Source organism: Stappia sediminis, assembly GCF_009826895.1.
GTDB lineage: Bacteria > Pseudomonadota > Alphaproteobacteria > Rhizobiales > Stappiaceae > Hongsoonwoonella > Hongsoonwoonella sediminis.
In genome coordinates, this window is sequence record NZ_WUMV01000001.1 from 639445 (window position 1) to 656010 (window position 16566).

The 16566-nt window shown below is 59.2% G+C and carries 12 protein-coding genes; 5 read left to right on the forward strand and 7 right to left on the reverse strand.

Annotated elements, in window-relative coordinates; all coding sequences use genetic code 11:
* Nucleotides 1–143 precede the first annotated feature (143 nt).
* The 5 genes from GR183_RS02995 to GR183_RS03015 all read left to right on the forward strand — a co-directional run bounded on the left by GR183_RS02995 (nucleotide 144) and on the right by GR183_RS03015 (nucleotide 5054).
* A complete protein-coding gene (locus GR183_RS02995; RefSeq protein ID WP_160774079.1) occupies nucleotides 144–830 on the forward strand; it encodes a hypothetical protein in 687 nt (228 codons plus the stop codon).
* A 43-nt stretch (nucleotides 831–873) separates the two neighbouring features.
* The gene (locus tag GR183_RS03000; RefSeq protein WP_160774080.1) at nucleotides 874–2211 is read left to right on the forward strand and encodes a carbohydrate porin; all 1338 of its coding nucleotides are present in this window, start codon (nucleotides 874–876) and stop codon (nucleotides 2209–2211) included.
* A gap of 115 nt (nucleotides 2212–2326) precedes the next feature.
* On the forward strand, nucleotides 2327–3598 hold the full coding sequence (locus GR183_RS03005; protein WP_208999732.1) for a hypothetical protein: 1272 nt from the start codon (nucleotides 2327–2329) through the stop codon (nucleotides 3596–3598).
* A 415-nt stretch (nucleotides 3599–4013) separates the two neighbouring features.
* Complete coding sequence (locus tag GR183_RS03010; protein WP_160774082.1) at nucleotides 4014–4382, forward strand: hypothetical protein; 369 nt, start codon at nucleotides 4014–4016, stop codon at nucleotides 4380–4382.
* Between the two features lie 204 nt (nucleotides 4383–4586).
* Nucleotides 4587–5054 (forward strand): hypothetical protein, encoded by a 468-nt coding sequence (locus GR183_RS03015; protein ID WP_160774083.1) that lies wholly within the window; start codon nucleotides 4587–4589, stop codon nucleotides 5052–5054.
* Nucleotides 5055–5155: 101 nt separating this feature from the next.
* Here GR183_RS03015 and GR183_RS03020 read toward each other — a convergent pair whose 3' ends face one another.
* From GR183_RS03020 to GR183_RS03050, 7 genes are all read right to left on the reverse strand, one after another.
* The gene (locus GR183_RS03020) at nucleotides 5156–6445 is read right to left on the reverse strand and encodes an MltF family protein (RefSeq protein WP_160774084.1); all 1290 of its coding nucleotides are present in this window, start codon (nucleotides 6443–6445) and stop codon (nucleotides 5156–5158) included.
* Nucleotides 6446–7120: 675 nt separating this feature from the next.
* Entirely contained in the window at nucleotides 7121–8836 is a 1716-nt protein-coding gene (locus GR183_RS03025; protein WP_160774085.1) for an amidohydrolase, read from the reverse strand.
* Between the two features lie 364 nt (nucleotides 8837–9200).
* Nucleotides 9201–11003: an amidohydrolase gene (locus GR183_RS03030; RefSeq protein ID WP_160774086.1), complete on the reverse strand. Its 1803-nt coding sequence runs from the start codon at nucleotides 11001–11003 to the stop codon at nucleotides 9201–9203.
* A 107-nt stretch (nucleotides 11004–11110) separates the two neighbouring features.
* On the reverse strand, nucleotides 11111–12868 hold the full coding sequence (locus GR183_RS03035) for an amidohydrolase (RefSeq protein WP_160774087.1): 1758 nt from the start codon (nucleotides 12866–12868) through the stop codon (nucleotides 11111–11113).
* A gap of 370 nt (nucleotides 12869–13238) precedes the next feature.
* Nucleotides 13239–13424, reverse strand: a complete 186-nt coding sequence (locus GR183_RS03040; RefSeq protein ID WP_160774088.1) for an Aq_097 family APC-type transporter — start codon at nucleotides 13422–13424, stop codon at nucleotides 13239–13241.
* A gap of 304 nt (nucleotides 13425–13728) precedes the next feature.
* The gene (locus tag GR183_RS03045; protein ID WP_160774089.1) at nucleotides 13729–14787 is read right to left on the reverse strand and encodes a site-specific integrase; all 1059 of its coding nucleotides are present in this window, start codon (nucleotides 14785–14787) and stop codon (nucleotides 13729–13731) included.
* Between the two features lie 2 nt (nucleotides 14788–14789).
* A complete protein-coding gene (locus GR183_RS03050; protein WP_160774090.1) occupies nucleotides 14790–16529 on the reverse strand; it encodes a tyrosine-type recombinase/integrase in 1740 nt (579 codons plus the stop codon).
* Nucleotides 16530–16566 lie beyond the last annotated feature (37 nt).

A 16566-nucleotide genomic window follows, 5' to 3' on the forward strand; every position in this document is an offset into this window, starting at 1 on the left:
ACATTCGTCGGGCGGCGGTTGCCGCCTTTCTATTCGCGTCATTTTCCGGCCCGGCCCCTAACGCTAACGCGCAAAACGCGTGTGATGAGACTTGCCAGGCCCTGCGCAAGGCTCAGGATCCGCTTGCTGACGTGCGCGCGATAATGACGGACAATACGATCGCCTTTGGCACGGCGGATGATCAGACGAGCTACGGATTTCAGATCCAGCCGGTCTACTCGATCCAGACGGACATGGGCTTCAACTTCATTGCTCGTGGCATCGTTCCGATAACCGGCGTTTATCAGGGCGCGTCATTTCCCAAGCTCGGGCCGGACCCGGTTGGCGGCTCCGGCATCACGTGGGGCTTGAGCGATATCATGCTGCAAGGCTTTTTCGTGCCTCAGACGGGCGGTGACCTCAAGTTCGGGTTCGGGCCGCAGGTATCGCTGCGCACCCGCACGGATGAAGTGGTTGGCGGGGCCGGCTGGGGTGCCGGCCTTGCCGGCGTCGTCTTCGGGTTCGCGGGCGATCTGTCCTATGGCGCTCTCATCGGTCACCATTGGGGACAGGATAATTTCAACCTCACCAGCATGCAGCCGATCGTCCTGTACAACACGGAACTCTTTGGCGGGTCCTACTTCGGATACAACAACTCGATCACCTACAACTGGACCGCAAAAGCCGGCGACCGCTGGCAGGTCCCGGTAGGGCTGACCGCCGGCAAGACCTTCGTCTTCGACAGCGGCTACGCGCTTGACGTCAGCCTTGGAGGGTACGCGCTTGCCGCACATCCTAGCGGCGGCGCGGATGCGCAGTTCAAGTTCGGTGTCAACCTTTTCTTCCCTTGACGCGACCACAAGACTTTCCAGCAGCTACTTGGGACTGACCTCAATGCAGATGAACCCCGGTCCATTTCCAATGCGCTTTCTGCTACTGGCGATGTTCGCCATGCAAATACCGCTTGGCGCGCTGGATGCGCTCGCCCAGCAGGCGGGACCGGCGGAGCCTGCCGCCGCAGAGCAGCCCGGCCCCGGATTCGAGGACGGTGCGTTCCGCGGCCCGGACGACATCCCGAATATCATCGAGGACAGTTCGGATCCGAAAGATGCCCGCATCAAGGAAGGCATCGCACCCGGCTTCTTTGAGCGATGGGCAGCGTTCAAGACCGATCTCTACGATGCGAGCGGCCTGAAATTTTCGCTCGCCTACACCTATGTCGGACAGATCGCCACGAGCAAAAACCAGACCCAAACCGGGTCCGGCGGACAGGGCGAGTTCGACTTCACGTGGGAGCTGTTCGGCCGCACCGGCGAAGGGCAGCACGGCAAGATCGGCGGAAAGCTGGAAAGCCGTCACACAGTCTTCAACCCCACCGCGCCGCAGTTCGTGGCGCCAAAGGCCGGCTCCATCTGGTCGGGCGCCATCGGCTACGGCGAGCTTGACATCGCCCTGTCGCAACTTTGGTACGAACATGAATTCATTCGCGATCGCGTGCTTGTCCGCGTCGGCAAGATCGCGCCGTTCACCGTCTTCGACTATTACAAGTACAAAAGCCCGCGCGTCGCCTTCCTGGGTCAGCCGCAGAACTTCAATCCCACGATCCCATTCCCGCCATCGGCACTTGGTATTGGCGGAGGCGGGCGCCTCACCAACGGAACGTATCTTGCAGCCGGCGTGTTCGACGCCAACGGCGTTCCTGTGAGGCCGGGCTTCGATACGCTTTTCGAAACCGGCGAACTATTTTCCATTGCTGAAATAGGCTGGGCGCCGGACTTCGTCTTCGGGTTGGAGCCGGGCCAGGATTTCAGACCGGGCGATGACGACTATCACGTCACCGTCTGGCACGCCGACGCGCGGACGTCGATCAACCGGCCTGAGGGTTGGGGATTTACGCTTTCTGCCGAGAAGGGTTTCGGCAACATCGTGCCTTACGCGCGCTACGGATATTCGAATGGCGGCGCTACAGCATTGAAGCATTTCGCCAGCTTCGGTGCAGGCTTTGAAGGGGTATTCGGTTACGACGACGATGTTATCGGCGTCGGCCTGAGCTGGGGCGATCCCTGGAACTCCACACTTCGCCAGCAATTCGCCGCCGAAGCGTTCTACCGCATGCAATTCACCCCTCAATTCGCGCTGACGCCGGATGTCCAGATCATCCTGGATCCCTCCAATGACCCCGCCAGCGATGTGCTGGGCGTTTTTTCCATTCGCGGACGGCTCGCGATCTGACGTCCCGAAGAAGAGGCTTCGCGGTTCGATGAAATATTGCTTATCAGTATCTTCAGGGGCCGCTATCAGAATTGCGCTCGGCGTTGCGCTCGCGCTTCCGGGCACGACACTGCCGTTGACGCCCGTCGTCGCCCAAGAGACAAAAGCGACTGCCAATGCATCCGAAATCGCAGACAAGGCAGATCGCGCCACTGCATCGCTGACCCGCGCGGCACGGCTTTCCAAGGATCCTGCGCTGGCGCCGTCGGCATCTGGAGCCAAACCCTTTTGGCAGGCGCTCAAGTCGCTCAATACTGCTGTCGCCAAGCTCGGAAACGGTTTGGAATTCAAAGACGGCACCTTTCATCCGGCACTCGGCGAAACGGTAACGCAGGTGTCGGCGGTCGCCGCGGCCTTCGAGCTGAGTGGAGCGTCGGACAAGCAGGTCGAAAACGCGATTTCCCGAATGGAAAAAATCGTCGGCGTCTTGCAGGGCAATTTCAGCAAGGCGGCCGCCCGGCAGAGAAAGGGCGGCGGGCTCTCCACCTCGGAAAAGAATAAGCTGGAGGCGATCCGCGCCAAACAGCGGGAACTGGAGACGCGGCTTGGCGCAATCGAACCGAAATTGCGCAACAATCCTCGTGCCATGCGGGGCTTCAATGAAATTCGCAGGCGCTCCTACGAGGTGAGCCGCTCTGGCGATACGTTGGGCGACTTTCTGGCCGCTATGGTTGCTGTTCGCATCATCGACGGCCTGCTTTGGGGGTGCCATTGGTGGTGGGGCCCATGGGGCGCCTGGTATCCCGGTTTTTCGATCGGCTACATCGGAATTCACAACACGATCATTGCCGACATCGATTACGACTGGGTCTACTACGACGCGCTGCAGGCGGACATCGATGAGATCGAGATCGAAGACGCGATCGATGACAGCGACCTGCTGGAGGCGGAGGAATTTCTCGAAAACCAGGATATCGATCTGGCGGATGGCCTTGCCGAGTCGGAACTTCACGACATAGCCGCGCCGCTGCCGGAAGATATTGATAATCCCGACTATGGCCTCACGGACGACACATCCGCCGAACTGCCGGATGAAGGCGAGGCCGAGTTGCCGGACGACGCGGCAGCTTTACCGGATCAAGGCGTGGACACCGATATTGAAACTCCAGTGCCAATCGACAAGCCGCAGTTCGACGACGAACAAGCCGGCCCGGAGGCCGGTGAATTTCCCGCCGAAGAGCTGCCGGCCCAACCTGCCGAGGTTGAGGAATTCGACGCCGAACCCGCATTTGAAGATCTGCCACCGGAACCGGATATTGATTTTGCGCCGGACATTGGCGGCGACGATTTCATGGACTTCGGAGATGGCGGATTCGACGACCTCGATGGTGGGTTCGACTTCGATTAGTGCGAAGATGGAAAGTCAGGCATTGGCAGGGACATGGAGTGCAGGTTCCATGAGGTATCGAAATCCACTTCTCATGTGTGCCGTGATCCTGACAGCGCTCAGTCAGGCAGGTCGCCCGGCTTGGGCGGAACCGGCTGAGTCGGGTGCGTCCTCTCAGGTTGTCCTAAATCAGGCATTGCCCCTAACCTTGGCTCAAAAAAGGCTCCTGCCGCATGAAATGCAACCGGCAGCGCCTCCACCGCCACCACAAGGCGGAAAAGGCGGCGCGCGGGCCACGGGAAAGGGGCAGCCATCGCAGCGCCTCGGTCGAAAGCAGGACGAGGCGGCCTGGGCTCAGGTGCAACAGGTTCGTTCCTGCGCGGCCTATCATCATTATCTTCGGACATTCCCGAAAGGCAGATACGCGAACGCTGCCTTGAAATCCCTTCGCAATTGCCGTGGGCCGGGGCCCCGCTGGACCAACAGCGCAGGCTCCTACTGGCGGTACTATCCGCCTTATCACGATCCCTTCTGGCCATGGGGCCGCATTCCCGTCCCGCCGGTCGTGATCGTGCCGCCGGAGCCGGAGCTTCCGATTGAGCCGCCTATCGGTGGCGGGCCTACGCCGGAACTCCCCATCGAGCCGCCGGTCGGCGGTGGGCCCGAACCGGAATTGCCGATCGACCCCCCGGGCGGCCTGCAACCAATGCCGCTTCCGATCGAACCCGAACCGATGCCCATGCCGGATTTCGGCGACAGCATGGATATGGACATGGATTTTGGCGGAATGGATATGGATTTCTGATTGCTTGGGGCTCACGGATGGCCGGCTGACTGTTGACAGAAATAAATTCGACGATTTTAACGGAGTTCTCTCATCAAAGAGCTATTGTTATTCCTCTCGATATGCTCAAATATTAAAAATCGATGGCAGAGTTTCTTGAGATGAAACAGATGCATTACGATGCATTCTATCATCATCTCTCTCGCGCCCGCTAACGAGGAGATCATGATACTTGGAACGATCGGAATATTGCTGACGCTTCTTTCAGCACCGCTGTGGGCCTATCGCCATGTCATTTACCGTCAGCTGACACCACGCGCGCGAACCATCGTCGATAATGTAAGTCGCCATCACGAGAAATCCTATCGTTTCGCGCTTCGCGTATTCGGGCTCGTGGCCGGTGCTCTTTGTCTTATACTCGCGCTGATCTCGATTATTCAGTATTCCAAGTTCGGTGAAATAGGGGTCGATAAATTCCGTGAAATTGCCAAGCCGCAACTCTATTCCGGAAGCCGCTTCATCGACTCCAACCTGAAGATATTTCTCTATGACCAGCACCCGATTTTCGGATTGATCCTGGTTGCATTGCTCTTCAGCGTCGGGTTGACACTGGTGCTTTCGGCCCTTCGCGACATTTCCCTCATCGGGCGCCTGAACAGGCGACTAAGCCGGCTAAAGACCATGACATCCTGAGCTGCCGCTCCGGTTCCGCTTTATCCGCGCCCTTCGCGGGGCGGATTGCGGGACGACCCGAAGCGAGCGGATTGGAAACGGCTAAGGCCGGCGTGAACCGTTCACTCCGCAGCCTTCTCCCTGCGCCGGTCATAGTCGTCGATGCGGGAAAAGACGACGAAGTATATGTAGATGTTCTTTACGTATTTTATCGGTTCGACTCCCGCGGCGCGAGCCACTTCCCATTCCACATTATCGAACCAGACATTCGGGTTCTTGGCTTTCATGCGCACCTTGGCCACCCGGTTCGGCCCGGCATTGTAGGACGCGAGCACAAACAGGATCTTGTCGAGTTCGGAGATCTCGGGATCGGAAAAATACTTGTCTGCCAGAAAGCGGTTATATTTCGCGCCTGCTTCGATGTTTCCCGCCAATTGGCGGAATTCCTTGATCGCCACATTCGGGTCCTTCGCGGTAGAAGGAAGCACCTGCATAATGCCGACCGCGCCGGTGCGGCTCTTCGCGCTGTTCCGGAACCGGGATTCCTGAAAAGCCTGCGCGGCGAGCAGCATCGGATCGATGTTATATTTCTTGCCGGTCGCTTCGAAAATTTCGACCAGATTGTCAAGTTCTTTCAGATATTTCTCGGTCTTCGGATTGATGATGTTTTCAATATTCGACGAATAGCGGCGCGCGAAGATATTTCCCAGTTCCGTTCCAATGTGGGTTTTCGATATGAATGAATTGACGACCTTCTTGAGTTCCGGGCTGTCTTTTCTGAAAGCCCAGGCGATATCGCCCTCTTCCCTGATGGCGAACTCCTTATGAATCCAGATGTTCTCGTATAACGGTTCCCATAATTCCGCCCTGTGATCATCGACCACGATTGCCGGCAGAATGCCGGCATCCACCATTTCCAGAAGATCTTCATCCTCAAGCGCTTCATCGACGGCGACGATCTTGACCGGCTGCTTGCTGTTCTTCTCAAGCTCAGCATTTATTTGAAGCAGGCTTTGAAAATAACTCGAAGATTTACGGACGTGGATTTCCATGTTCGAAAGATCGTCGAGACCTTTTAACTCTTTCTCGATCGGTCCCGTCACAACAAGTTCGCGCACATTCGTCCGCACCGGATCGGAGAAATCGACGATTTTCAGACGATCGGGAGTGATGGTCAGATCCGCGACCGCGATGTCGCCATATCCCTCCACCAGACCGGATAACAAGGCGTCCCGCTGGGTCGGCAGTAAGACAACGCGGATCTTGTCGCCTTCCTTCCGGATACCTTTGTTTATGTGCTTCTCGAACTCCCGCAGATATTCCGCAGCCAGTCCTTTTTCCTCTCCCTTGTCCAGGTAATAATCCGTAATCGAATAGGGAATAAGCGCTCGAACGACCTTGTCTTTCTTCATTTTTTCGAAATCGCCCGTAAAAGGCGCAAGAACTGATTCAGTAAGACTGTCGGCAGATTCCAATGCACTTGCGCAGCAAAGCATCGAAAACACAAAAAAGGCCGATACATACAACCGCACCAACATGTCAGACGCCTCCCAACTAGGCCGAATACGAAAAATCGCATCGGTTTCTGTAAATTTCGACGCTGCCTCGAAAAATAGGGCGCAAATGAACTCAATCGATTATTACTTGTATCAATATAGTAGATTACCATAAAAACAATGTTCCGCACGAAACACTTCACCGATTAATGCATATTTCCAATTGGATTTTCGGGCCGGAGTATCATTACTTCGGCAGGCATTTGCTCAGACGCCTCTCCGACTTGGTCGTGTGGATAAACCTAATCCGCTGTCTGATCGTTGCGAGTTGAACGAAGGCGAGGAAGCTGGAAGCCGGCTTGCCGGCATCTCTAACAGGGGCTTGAAAGTGTTGTAGTCTGAGACATGTCCGCCGGTCAGGACGAAACCAGGAGTGCGGCCCAAAAGGATTTTTGTGGCGTCGCCGCCACTCGCTCAGCACCCGTGCTCCCGCAGGGTGTAGAAGATTTCGTCATTCAGCTTCAGGCATCATATTGGCGCCCGGCCATTCAGATGAACGCCAGGCGCCGCCTCTCTACGACGCCATGCGTATCAGAGCCCCTCGCGGTGCCGGACGGTACCGTCCATCATCGTCAGCTCGACCTTCGTTTTGTAAATATCGTGGGGGTCGATTTCGAAAAGATTCTGATCGAGCACGATAAGGTCGGCCAGTTTGCCCACCTCGAGCGAACCGATCCTGTCCTCCACGGCGGTGCCATAGGCCGCGCCGTAGGTGTTGGCGCGGATCGCCTCGGCCACGGACAATCTCATGCCTTCACCACCTAATATCGGCATATCAGGCTTGCCGAGCATCTGGCGCGTCACGGCCTGGGTGATGGCGTTGAGAGGCTTGTAGTCGGCGACATAGGCAGCCGCCGGGAAATCCGAGCCCAGCGAGACATTGCCACCCGCCTCGAGGATCGCCTTGATCGGGAACAGACGCTTCATGCGTTCCGGGCCATAACGCTCGGGCGAGATCGCTCCGGTATAGGGGTCAAGTGCCATCCACTGGCCTGTTGTATCGTAGGTGGCGTTCAGTTCCTTGAAGCGCGGATAATCGTCCGGATGCACCAAGGTCGCGTGTGATGCGACTGCCCGCCGATCCCATTCAGGGTTGGCTTCCTTCGCCAGTTCGACATAATCCAGAAACGTCCGCACCGCGAGATCCCCGAAGCAGTGACAGAGAAGGTGCAGCTTTTCCTTGTCGGCGCGCACAGCCGCGTCTTGCATCACGTCGAACGGGATAATGGGTTCCGGATCGGCGTCGGGGTTATCGGAATATGGCTCCACAAGAAGAGCGCTGTACTTGTCGTCATCTCCATCCATGTTGATCTTGAGCGCGTTGACCTGCACGAGTCCGTCCTGGTTCTCGTCGCGCATTTTTTTCGCAATCGGCACGGGGTCTATACTGGCATCGTTCCAGTAATAGCTGCCGTAGATCCGCATCCCCAGCGTACCGTCTTCCTCGAAACCCTTGAGGATCCCGATCGCCATGTCCTGGTCGACCCCGGCCCAGCCGAAATCATGAACGGCGGTGATACCGGCCTTGGAATACTCTGGGAACCACCTGGCCATGCCTTCGCGAATATAATCCGCATCGATCGTGACGAACTTGTTCAGAATTTCAATCTGGGCCGGAACCTCCACAATGTATCCGGTGGGGTTGCCGTCATCGTCACGCACAAAATAGGACGCACCCGGCACAGTGTCGGGGGTATCTTTGTCGAGCCCTGCCATTTCCATGGCCTTTGTATTGATCCAAGCGGAATGACCGTCGACCTGCCAGAGATAGACGGGCCTGTCGGGAACGACCGCGTCGATCATCTCTGCGGTGGGTTCACCAGGTCCATACAGGTTGGGCCGGACGCCCCATCCGTTGATGAACTCCAGATCCGGATTGGCGTCTGCATACTCCTTCAGCTTGGCGAGCAACTCGTCCATGGTGTCGGTCTGCAGGTCGGGGCCGTGCAGGATGATGCCCTGCGTCGTCGTATGGAAATGCCCCTCGACGAACCCGGGCAGCATCATCCTGCCCTCGAGGTTGATCGTCTCGGTTCCGTCTCCCACCAGCGCTTCCGCGCCGGTGTCGTCGCCGACATAGACAATCTCGTTGCCGCGCACGGCAACGGCCTCAGCCCAGGAATTGTCCTTGTCGACGGTGTAGACCTTGCCGTTGGTGAACACAAAGTCCGCCGGTTGCGCAGTCTGCGCGGAGGCCACGCCAGTCGCAACAATCAGCGCTGCTATGCTGATGACAGGTCGAAACATGGAGAACTTCCCTTCATACGCTGAATAGTACTTCGCTCAATACCTCTTCCCGCCGGAGTGCCGGCGGGAAGAGGCCAATGAACGCTGCCTCTCCGACAGGCGATCCTTATCACTCCTGCCAGGGGTATCTGATGTGGGGATCGGACAGTGCCCCGGCGGCGATGGAAGGCTCGGCGTAGGTGATCTTGCTGCCTATCATTGCCTTCAAAGCAGTGCTTGTGGAGATGAGCAATTTTGAGCGATAAACACCAATCAAAGTCTTCAACTCTTCACGAATTGGAGCATGCGCCCAAGCGGTAAGCGAAGCGAATGAGTGGTAACGCCACCCGACTTGTCGAAAATCGGGCGGCGAACTACTGAATCCTTACGGCACGGTGCGGCGCGGATGCGGACGAAGCCCCCACAGGTCTTCTCGCTGGAGCCATTCGGAATTCACGTAGGTGAAGCGTCCATCCATCATCGTCGCGATCACCTCGACATCAGCCAGATCACTCGGATCTTCTTCCAACGGGTTGCGGTCCAGCACGACAAGATCGGCGAGCTTACCGACCTCCAGGCTGCCGATCTTGTCTTCCATTCGCATTTGCCAGGCCGCTTCGATCGTGTGGCTTCGGATGGCCTGCTCAATCGTCATCGGCTCCACGTTTGGCGGAAACGCCTTGGAATTCGGGTCTTCGGGCTGAACATTGGTCGTGGCGACCTCGATGACATACATGGGCGCCTGCATTACTGCCGGGGTGCTGGGGACATCGGAGGCGATGGAGACCGAGTTTCCGGCGCGGGCGAAATCCTGGTACTTTCCAAACATAGTTTCCACCCGCTTTTCGCCCAACAAACGCAGAGCATCCTTGTCGGTGTTCGACCAATCGGTGGTGAAACTGGGCGTCGCGTTGACGGGTATCTTGTTCTCGATCATCTTTTTCTGGTCGTCCGGATGAATCCAGGTGGCGTGGTGGATCGCACTGCGGGAATTCGGATCGACCTCCTTTGCCGCGATAATTCCATCAATGACAGCCCTGGCTGTGCCTGAACTGTCGCTGTGGGCGGCCCCATCGATATTCTGCTTAGCCGCTTCGACAAAAACGTCCTTGATCGTATCCGGTCTGACGTTGAATGAGCCCGTCTTGCCGGATTCATAGGGTTCGAGGAAGGGCGCAACCTCAGCGACCCAGTTGCCCTCCGGGTGGATCTTGATCGACTGTACGCGCAGCATGTCGCTGTTATACTTGTCACGCATCTTCACGGTGAAATCGATAAACCGCTTGGGGTCGGCATTTATGTTCTTGAACATAGGCTGCGGGAAGGTACGCAGGACAAGTTCGCCGTTTTCTTCCAGGCCATGAAGGTATTCGAGCGCCGCCTCGAAATCGCTTTCCATTCCACCATGCGTATCCGTGACGTTCGGCGTCACGATGCCGGTGTTCTGTACTGCTGTCAGACCGTTGCTCGCCGCGAGTGGAAAAAGCTTGTTGATGCTCTCCGGTATCATCGTATCGGCATCCCAGGCACCGATGTCGACAAAGGTTTTCATCCATTGCCCTTCGACGCCGACACCCGTCGGATTGCCATCTTCGTCGCGTTCCCAGAACGAGACGCCTTCCAACTTGTCCGGACTGTCCTTCGTTACACCGCCAGCCTCGAACGCCTTGGTGTTGAGCCAGGCATCATGGATCGTAAAGTCCAGCATGATGGCAGGACGGTCCGGGACGGCCTCGTCCAGCTCAGTCGCGAGGGGATTGCCGCCAAACTTGCCGGCGCTCCACCCCACACCGCGAATGACCTTGAGGTCCGGATTGGCCTCAGCATATTCCTTGATGGCCCGAAGCACTTCCTCCTTCGTGTCATACTCGAAGAGCTGAACGCCACCGATCGTCCAATTGGAGGAAATGAAGTGGTCATGAGCGCTGATAAAACCCGGAAGGATTGTCCGGCCCGCCAGGTCATACACCTCGACGTCGTCGCCCAGATAGGCTTTTACGCCTTCGGCATCGCCCACATAGACAATCTTGTTGCCGGCAACAGCGACAGCTTCCGCCCACGGCTGGTCCTCGTTGACGGTGTAGACCTTGGCGTTGGTGAACACGATGTCAGCCGCCTCTTGGGCAAACGACGTCGAGGTTGCCCCTATCAGCAAAACTGAAACGGCCAAAAACTTTGAATAACGCATGTGATTACCTCCGTTTCTGAACTTGTCTGTGTCGCCGCATCGCGATTGGAATGCCCGCCTGGTCAGATAACCGGCCATTGCCCACCAGAGCCCGTGCATTGCTGTGCCTAAAGCCCGTCGCGGTGACGGAAAGCACCGTCCATGATTGTCGCCAGAACCCTGGTCTCCAGCAGCTCTTCCGGGTCGTCGAGTTCCAGGATATTGCGGTCCAGAATCACGAAGTCAGCCAGCTTGCCCACCTCAATGGAGCCGATCTTGTCCTCCATTCTGAGCTGCCAGGCCGGGCCGATGGTGACCGCCTTGATAGCCTGTTCAATGGTCAGATGCTGGGCGCCTGGCGGGAACGGCTTTGAAACTTCGGGGGGCTGGAGCGTACTCTTGAACGATACCGCCCCGTAGATCTGATTCAGCATGCCGACGTTGGACATCGGGGAAGATGGAGAGTCGGCGGATATGCTGAGCATCCTCCAGTCTGCGTCCGCGGCCTTGGCGTATTGCCCGACATAGTTGAGCACCCGTTCCCCGCCTAGCAGCTTCTTGTAGTCCGTATCCTGCCCGGCCCAATCGGTCGAGAAGATTGGCGTGACATTGACAGGGATGCGGTTGTCGATCACGCGCTGCTGGTCATCCGGGTGGACGATCTGGAAATGGTGGATGGCATTGCGTTCGTCGGTGTTGCCGGCTTCACGCGAGGCCAGGATGGCGTCGATCATCCCGCGCACGGTTGCAGATCCCTCGGCATGCGAGACGACATCGAGCCCCTGGGCATTGGCCGCCAGCACCACCTCCTTCATCAGGTCTGGAGACACGACCGAAGCGCCGTAATTGTCCGTTCCCTCGAACGGTTCCAGCATCAGGACGCCCATGCCGGACCACGTGCCTTCGGGATGCAGCTTGATGCCGTGCACCCGGACCATATCGCCTTTGTAGCGATCCGCCATGTCGCGGACGCGCTCCGCGAATTCCACCGGATCGGCCGATACGTCCTTGTAGCTGGGGGATACGAAGGTACGTATCGGCAACTCGCCTGCTTCGTTGGCTGCCGTCAGGATCTTCATCGTCGTTTCGGCATCCTTGAACATGCCGGGCGCATTGGTGACGTTGGGTGTCACGATCTGCGGCACGAGAACCGTCGTCATGCCGCCGGCGGCCGCCTGGGCCTGAAGCTTGGCGCGGCTTTCGCTGATCATCTTCTCGGCATCCCAGGCGACCGGGATATATGCGGCAAACCAGGCGCCCTCCATACCGACGCCAGTGGGATTGCCCTCCTCGTCGCGAACCCAGTAGTTCACGCCGGGCGTGGGATCGGGGGTGTCCTTGGTGATGTTGCCCGCTTCCAGAGCCTTTGTATTCAGCCATGCATTGTGAAGCGTCCAATCGATGATGAGCGCGACCTTGTCCGGCACGATTTCATCAAGCTCGGCCGCAGTCGGGATGCCGCCCATCAACCCCGGATTATAGCCCTGCCCCAGAACGATCGGGAGATCGGGGTTGGCCTCCACATAGTCGCGGATAAGCTGAAGGGTCTCTTCCTTGTTCGTGGCGCTGTTCAGGTCGACGCCCTGGTTCACCCATGCCGCGCCGATGATATGGTCGTGCGTACTGACGTAGCCCGGCAGGACCATCTTACCCGCCAGATCGACAATTTCGGTTCCGTCCCCGGCGTAGGCTCTGGCATCTTCTGCGGAGCCGACAAACACGATTTCATTGCCGCGCACCGCAATCGCTTCGGCTTTCGGCTGGCCCTCGTTGACCGTATAGACGAAACCGTTCGTCAAGAGGAGGTCCGCCGCCTCCTGTGACTGCGAGGCCGACATTGTTGCAAGCAGCATCATCGATGCAGTCAGTAAACCCAAGTATCGCATGTAATTACCTCCTGCACTGACGCTTTCTGTTTCGTGATGTGCAATGCGTCTCACCACCGCTCTCGCGCGTTGCAACGGGCATGGAAACCGGCCGGCCCGGGCGCTTGATCGCTCCGGGTCCTTCTTGAGCGTTGGACCGGCAAGTCGCCGGGTCCTCGATCCGGCGACACTCATGCGCAGATCAATCGGCCTGCGCTTCAGGCCATCTTGCACGAAAAACTAACGTTACGTAAATATCCGTACGAACCTAGCCCTAAAATCGCAAAATCGGGCTCAGGAAGGCAGCAAGGGAAGCCTGATCGCTGTTGGCGATATCCGCCGCTGGGTCGGAGACAGCGAAACGGCCTGCCGGGCGTAAGGCATTTGCGCTTCAGTCGGTCCCGTTCTCAACGGACGTGCCGAAGATGACAATGGCGAGGCTGACGAGCGAAAGGCATGAATAGAACGCGAAGCGGAAGGAAACGCCTTCTTTCCTTGTCAGGATCGCCGCGATAACCGCCTGCAGGCAGTAGTACATCGCGAAAGCCTTGGATGCGTAGTTGATGATCTGGAACACGCTGGAAGGCTAGGTAATTGCCAGTCCTATAGCCACGAAAATCGCAAATCCACCCGCTACTGCCATTCAGCGCTGTGCAGCCATGACAGAGAAGAGGCGTTCTCGGTTGTTCTGGAGATAGGGTCCGATGTCTATTTTCGGCATATTGGCGACCTGCGATCGCCGGGCTTGCATGCCATTTTCCCACCCGAACGGAATTTATTTGCACCTCAGCTGGGATCCGTTTTCCCAACTACCCGGGTCTCTCACAAGCAGATGTTCCAACGTCCGAGATCGATGCGGTTGCTTGCTGGCGCCATGCACTTCAGTCGCCTTCGCCGTCGCCATCCTCGATGCTCACGACGAACCCGCCGAGCAAGCACTCGTAGGCGCGTGCGGCCTCGACCATGGCGCCCTTGTTGTAATGCGCCTCGGTGATCTTCGGGTCGGCGTGCTGGAGGGTTGCGGAGGCGATCCCCATGCGCTCGCCGGCCTCGGAAGCGACGAGCTGGACGGCGCAGTCGCGGAAGAGGTGCGGATAAATGGCGCGCCCCAGGGACGCCCTGGTCGTGCGGGCGATGGCGCCTTCCACGCCAAGGTATGAGAGCGGCGCGCCGCCGCGCCCGATCCAGAAGCCGGGACTGGTGGCGTTCAGGACCGTCTCGCGCAGTTCGAGCCAGGTGGCAATGCGGGGCGCGAGGAAGGCGGGAACGGGTCTTTCGTCGTGACGGTTGGTCTTGGTCTCCGAGGCCGGCAGCACGATCCGCCAAGCGCCGTCGATGTCGCGGATCTGGCGGCCCAGGCTGAGGCTTGCGAGGTTCTTCAGGCGGATCGGGCAGCAGCCGAGCAGCGCGACCATGAGGCCGTCGCGGTAGCGGGTGGCGGCATTGACGGACCCGGCACGCGCAGTGGCTTGGTTTTCCTGCATACGGGTCAATCCCGCCTCGACCAGAAGCCGGGCATTGACAATGCGGTCGTGCTTCGGATGCGGGACCTTTTCCAGGTCGAGGTCGCGTTCGATCTCGCGCAACCAGCCGAAGTCGGTAGTCGGCGCGAGGATCACGGCGAAGCGACGGATCTTGTAGATGGTCCCGTGACACGTCACCGAGCTCACGCGGGCGCGAAGTTCCTCGAGGAAGGGATCGAGAATATCCGGGCGGACGTGGGCCGCCGCAGGCGCTGCAAGGTCCAGGCCGCCGGTACGCTCGCAGAAGTCGAGCAGATAGCCGTAGCGGCGCGCGAGATCGGCCCGGGTGATCGGCTTGAGCTGGGACGCGCACCCACCTCGGGCAAGCCGCTCGCCCGGCCGGCAGGCGCCCTGCCACGCCCGACGATCGGCTTCGGGCCACAGGTTTGGAGGCAGCGAGCGGACGGGGCGATCCATCGTCAGCGCCCCTTGCGGCTGTTCGACAGGGTCCGCCGCCGAGCCCGACCGGATGCCTGCTCTCCGGCGCGCTGCCTGAGGCCGTGCTCGATCAACTCGCCGTACTGGCGCGTCGCTTCCGCCGTCTCCAGGCCGACGTAGAAGTTCATCGTCGTCTGGATGTTGCGGTGGCCGAGAATGCGGCGGACGAGCTCATAGTTGCCTGGCGCCCCGCGCAGGATGATCGCGGCGGCCGCGTGGCGGAACTGGTGCGGCGTGATCTTCAACCCGATCGTCTTCCAGATGCGCAGCGCGATCTGGTCGGCGAGCGTCTTCTGGTCCTTCCGATCCCGCCCTTCCCCGGGGTAGAGATAATCGTGGTTTGCCCCGCGCATGAGCTTCGGACGGAAGATGTGGATGTATTCATCAATCAGCGCGCTCGTTTCCTTCGACAGCGGGAACTCCAGCGGAACGTTGTTCTTCACCTCCGAAAAGGGAAAGACCAGCCAGTACGGCGCGTTCGGACCGTCCGGCCGGGTCAGGTGATGACCGATGCGCCCGGAGACATGGTTCGCCATGCGTGCCGGCGCCACCGTGAGGAGGCGGATGGCGACTGCCATCTGTGCGGTCACCGCCGCCTTGACCGGCGAGCGCGCAAGATCCGCCCTTGCCTCGGCCATCAGCCGGTCGGGGAGCCCGGCAACCTCCGCCCAGACGTCGGAGCCCAGCACCTTGCGAATGACGTCCATGTTCTTCGCCGTCATCTTCGGCGGACGACACTCGTCGAGCCGGTCACGAAGGTCCTTCAGCCGCTCCATCTCGTCCGGCGTGAGCCCCTCGCACGCATGCGCCACCGCGACGATGAAGAAGGCGAGATCGATTGTGTAGACCGACGGCTCATCGCCGTCCTTGTGCCAGTAGGCGTCTAGAATCTTCTCGACCACATCGGGCTGGCAGAGGAGGTCGAGACCGGTGAGCGAGGAAAGCGGCACACCTTCGCGCACGGCCATGCGCACCATGGCGCCGATCTTGCGGCGGGCGAGATCGGCTGTCCCGTCCGACCAGCCTCTATACCGCTTGCCGTTCGCGCCGCGGTGGGGGCGGGTCATCTTTTCAAGATACGCCTCGATGTCAGCGGCAAGCCCGTCCGGGAAGTCCGCGTCCTTCGGCCCGGACATGCGGTCCGCAATCGGCGGCTCTGCGAGACGGGTCTCGGGCCAGCCGGGCACGGTCTCAACACAGGCGTTCCACGCCCGTACCAGCGACCGACGCCGGCTGGCGGAAAAGACATCGAACGAGGTTTCCGCGCGATAGGCAGCATAGGCGTCGAGATGCGCATCACGCACCTCTTCGGGCGCGACGCCCGCGGCCGACAGATACCGCAGGAAAGGCGACAGATGCGACCGGTCCCGAAACCCTTCGACACCGTTCCACGGCCCCTGCCAGGCCGGCGACAGCGGCGCGCCACGCCGCGTGGTGACACCGAGATCGAGCCCCCACTTCAACGCCGCCGCCGCGTTCGAGCGATGGTTCGCAAAGGTCTTGGCGTTGACGCCGAGCCGTTCCGGGTGCAGGCGCCGTACCTGCTGTGCGATCGCGCTGGCGCGGGCCGGGATTGTTTCCGGCGGCCGGCCCAGGTATCCCGCCATCTGCCTCAGCGAGGAGGTCCAATGCGCTGCCTTGCTCCCGAGCGTCGCGCGTTCTGCCTCAATGCGGGCGATCAGGTCGGCGAAGGACGGCTCACCGATGACGAATTTTTCCATCTTCGTTCCACTCTCCGGTTCGGCTTCGGGACGGATT

Excerpts from the sequence above, each read along its gene's own strand:
- GR183_RS03020 (WP_160774084.1), bottom strand. The coding sequence starts at position 6,445 with ATGAAGAAAGACAAGGTCGTTCGAGCGCTTATTCCCTATTCGATTACG.
- GR183_RS03000 (WP_160774080.1), top strand. The coding sequence starts at position 874 with ATGCAGATGAACCCCGGTCCATTTCCAATGCGCTTTCTGCTACTGGCG.
- GR183_RS02995 (WP_160774079.1), top strand. The coding sequence starts at position 144 with ATGACGGACAATACGATCGCCTTTGGCACGGCGGATGATCAGACGAGC.
- GR183_RS03025 (WP_160774085.1), bottom strand. The coding sequence starts at position 8,836 with ATGTTTCGACCTGTCATCAGCATAGCAGCGCTGATTGTTGCGACTGGC.
- GR183_RS03030 (WP_160774086.1), bottom strand. The coding sequence starts at position 11,003 with ATGCGTTATTCAAAGTTTTTGGCCGTTTCAGTTTTGCTGATAGGGGCA.
- GR183_RS03035 (WP_160774087.1), bottom strand. The coding sequence starts at position 12,868 with ATGCGATACTTGGGTTTACTGACTGCATCGATGATGCTGCTTGCAACA.
- GR183_RS03050 (WP_160774090.1), bottom strand. The coding sequence starts at position 16,529 with ATGGAAAAATTCGTCATCGGTGAGCCGTCCTTCGCCGACCTGATCGCC.
- GR183_RS03045 (WP_160774089.1), bottom strand. The coding sequence starts at position 14,787 with ATGGATCGCCCCGTCCGCTCGCTGCCTCCAAACCTGTGGCCCGAAGCC.
- GR183_RS03015 (WP_160774083.1), top strand. The coding sequence starts at position 4,587 with ATGATACTTGGAACGATCGGAATATTGCTGACGCTTCTTTCAGCACCG.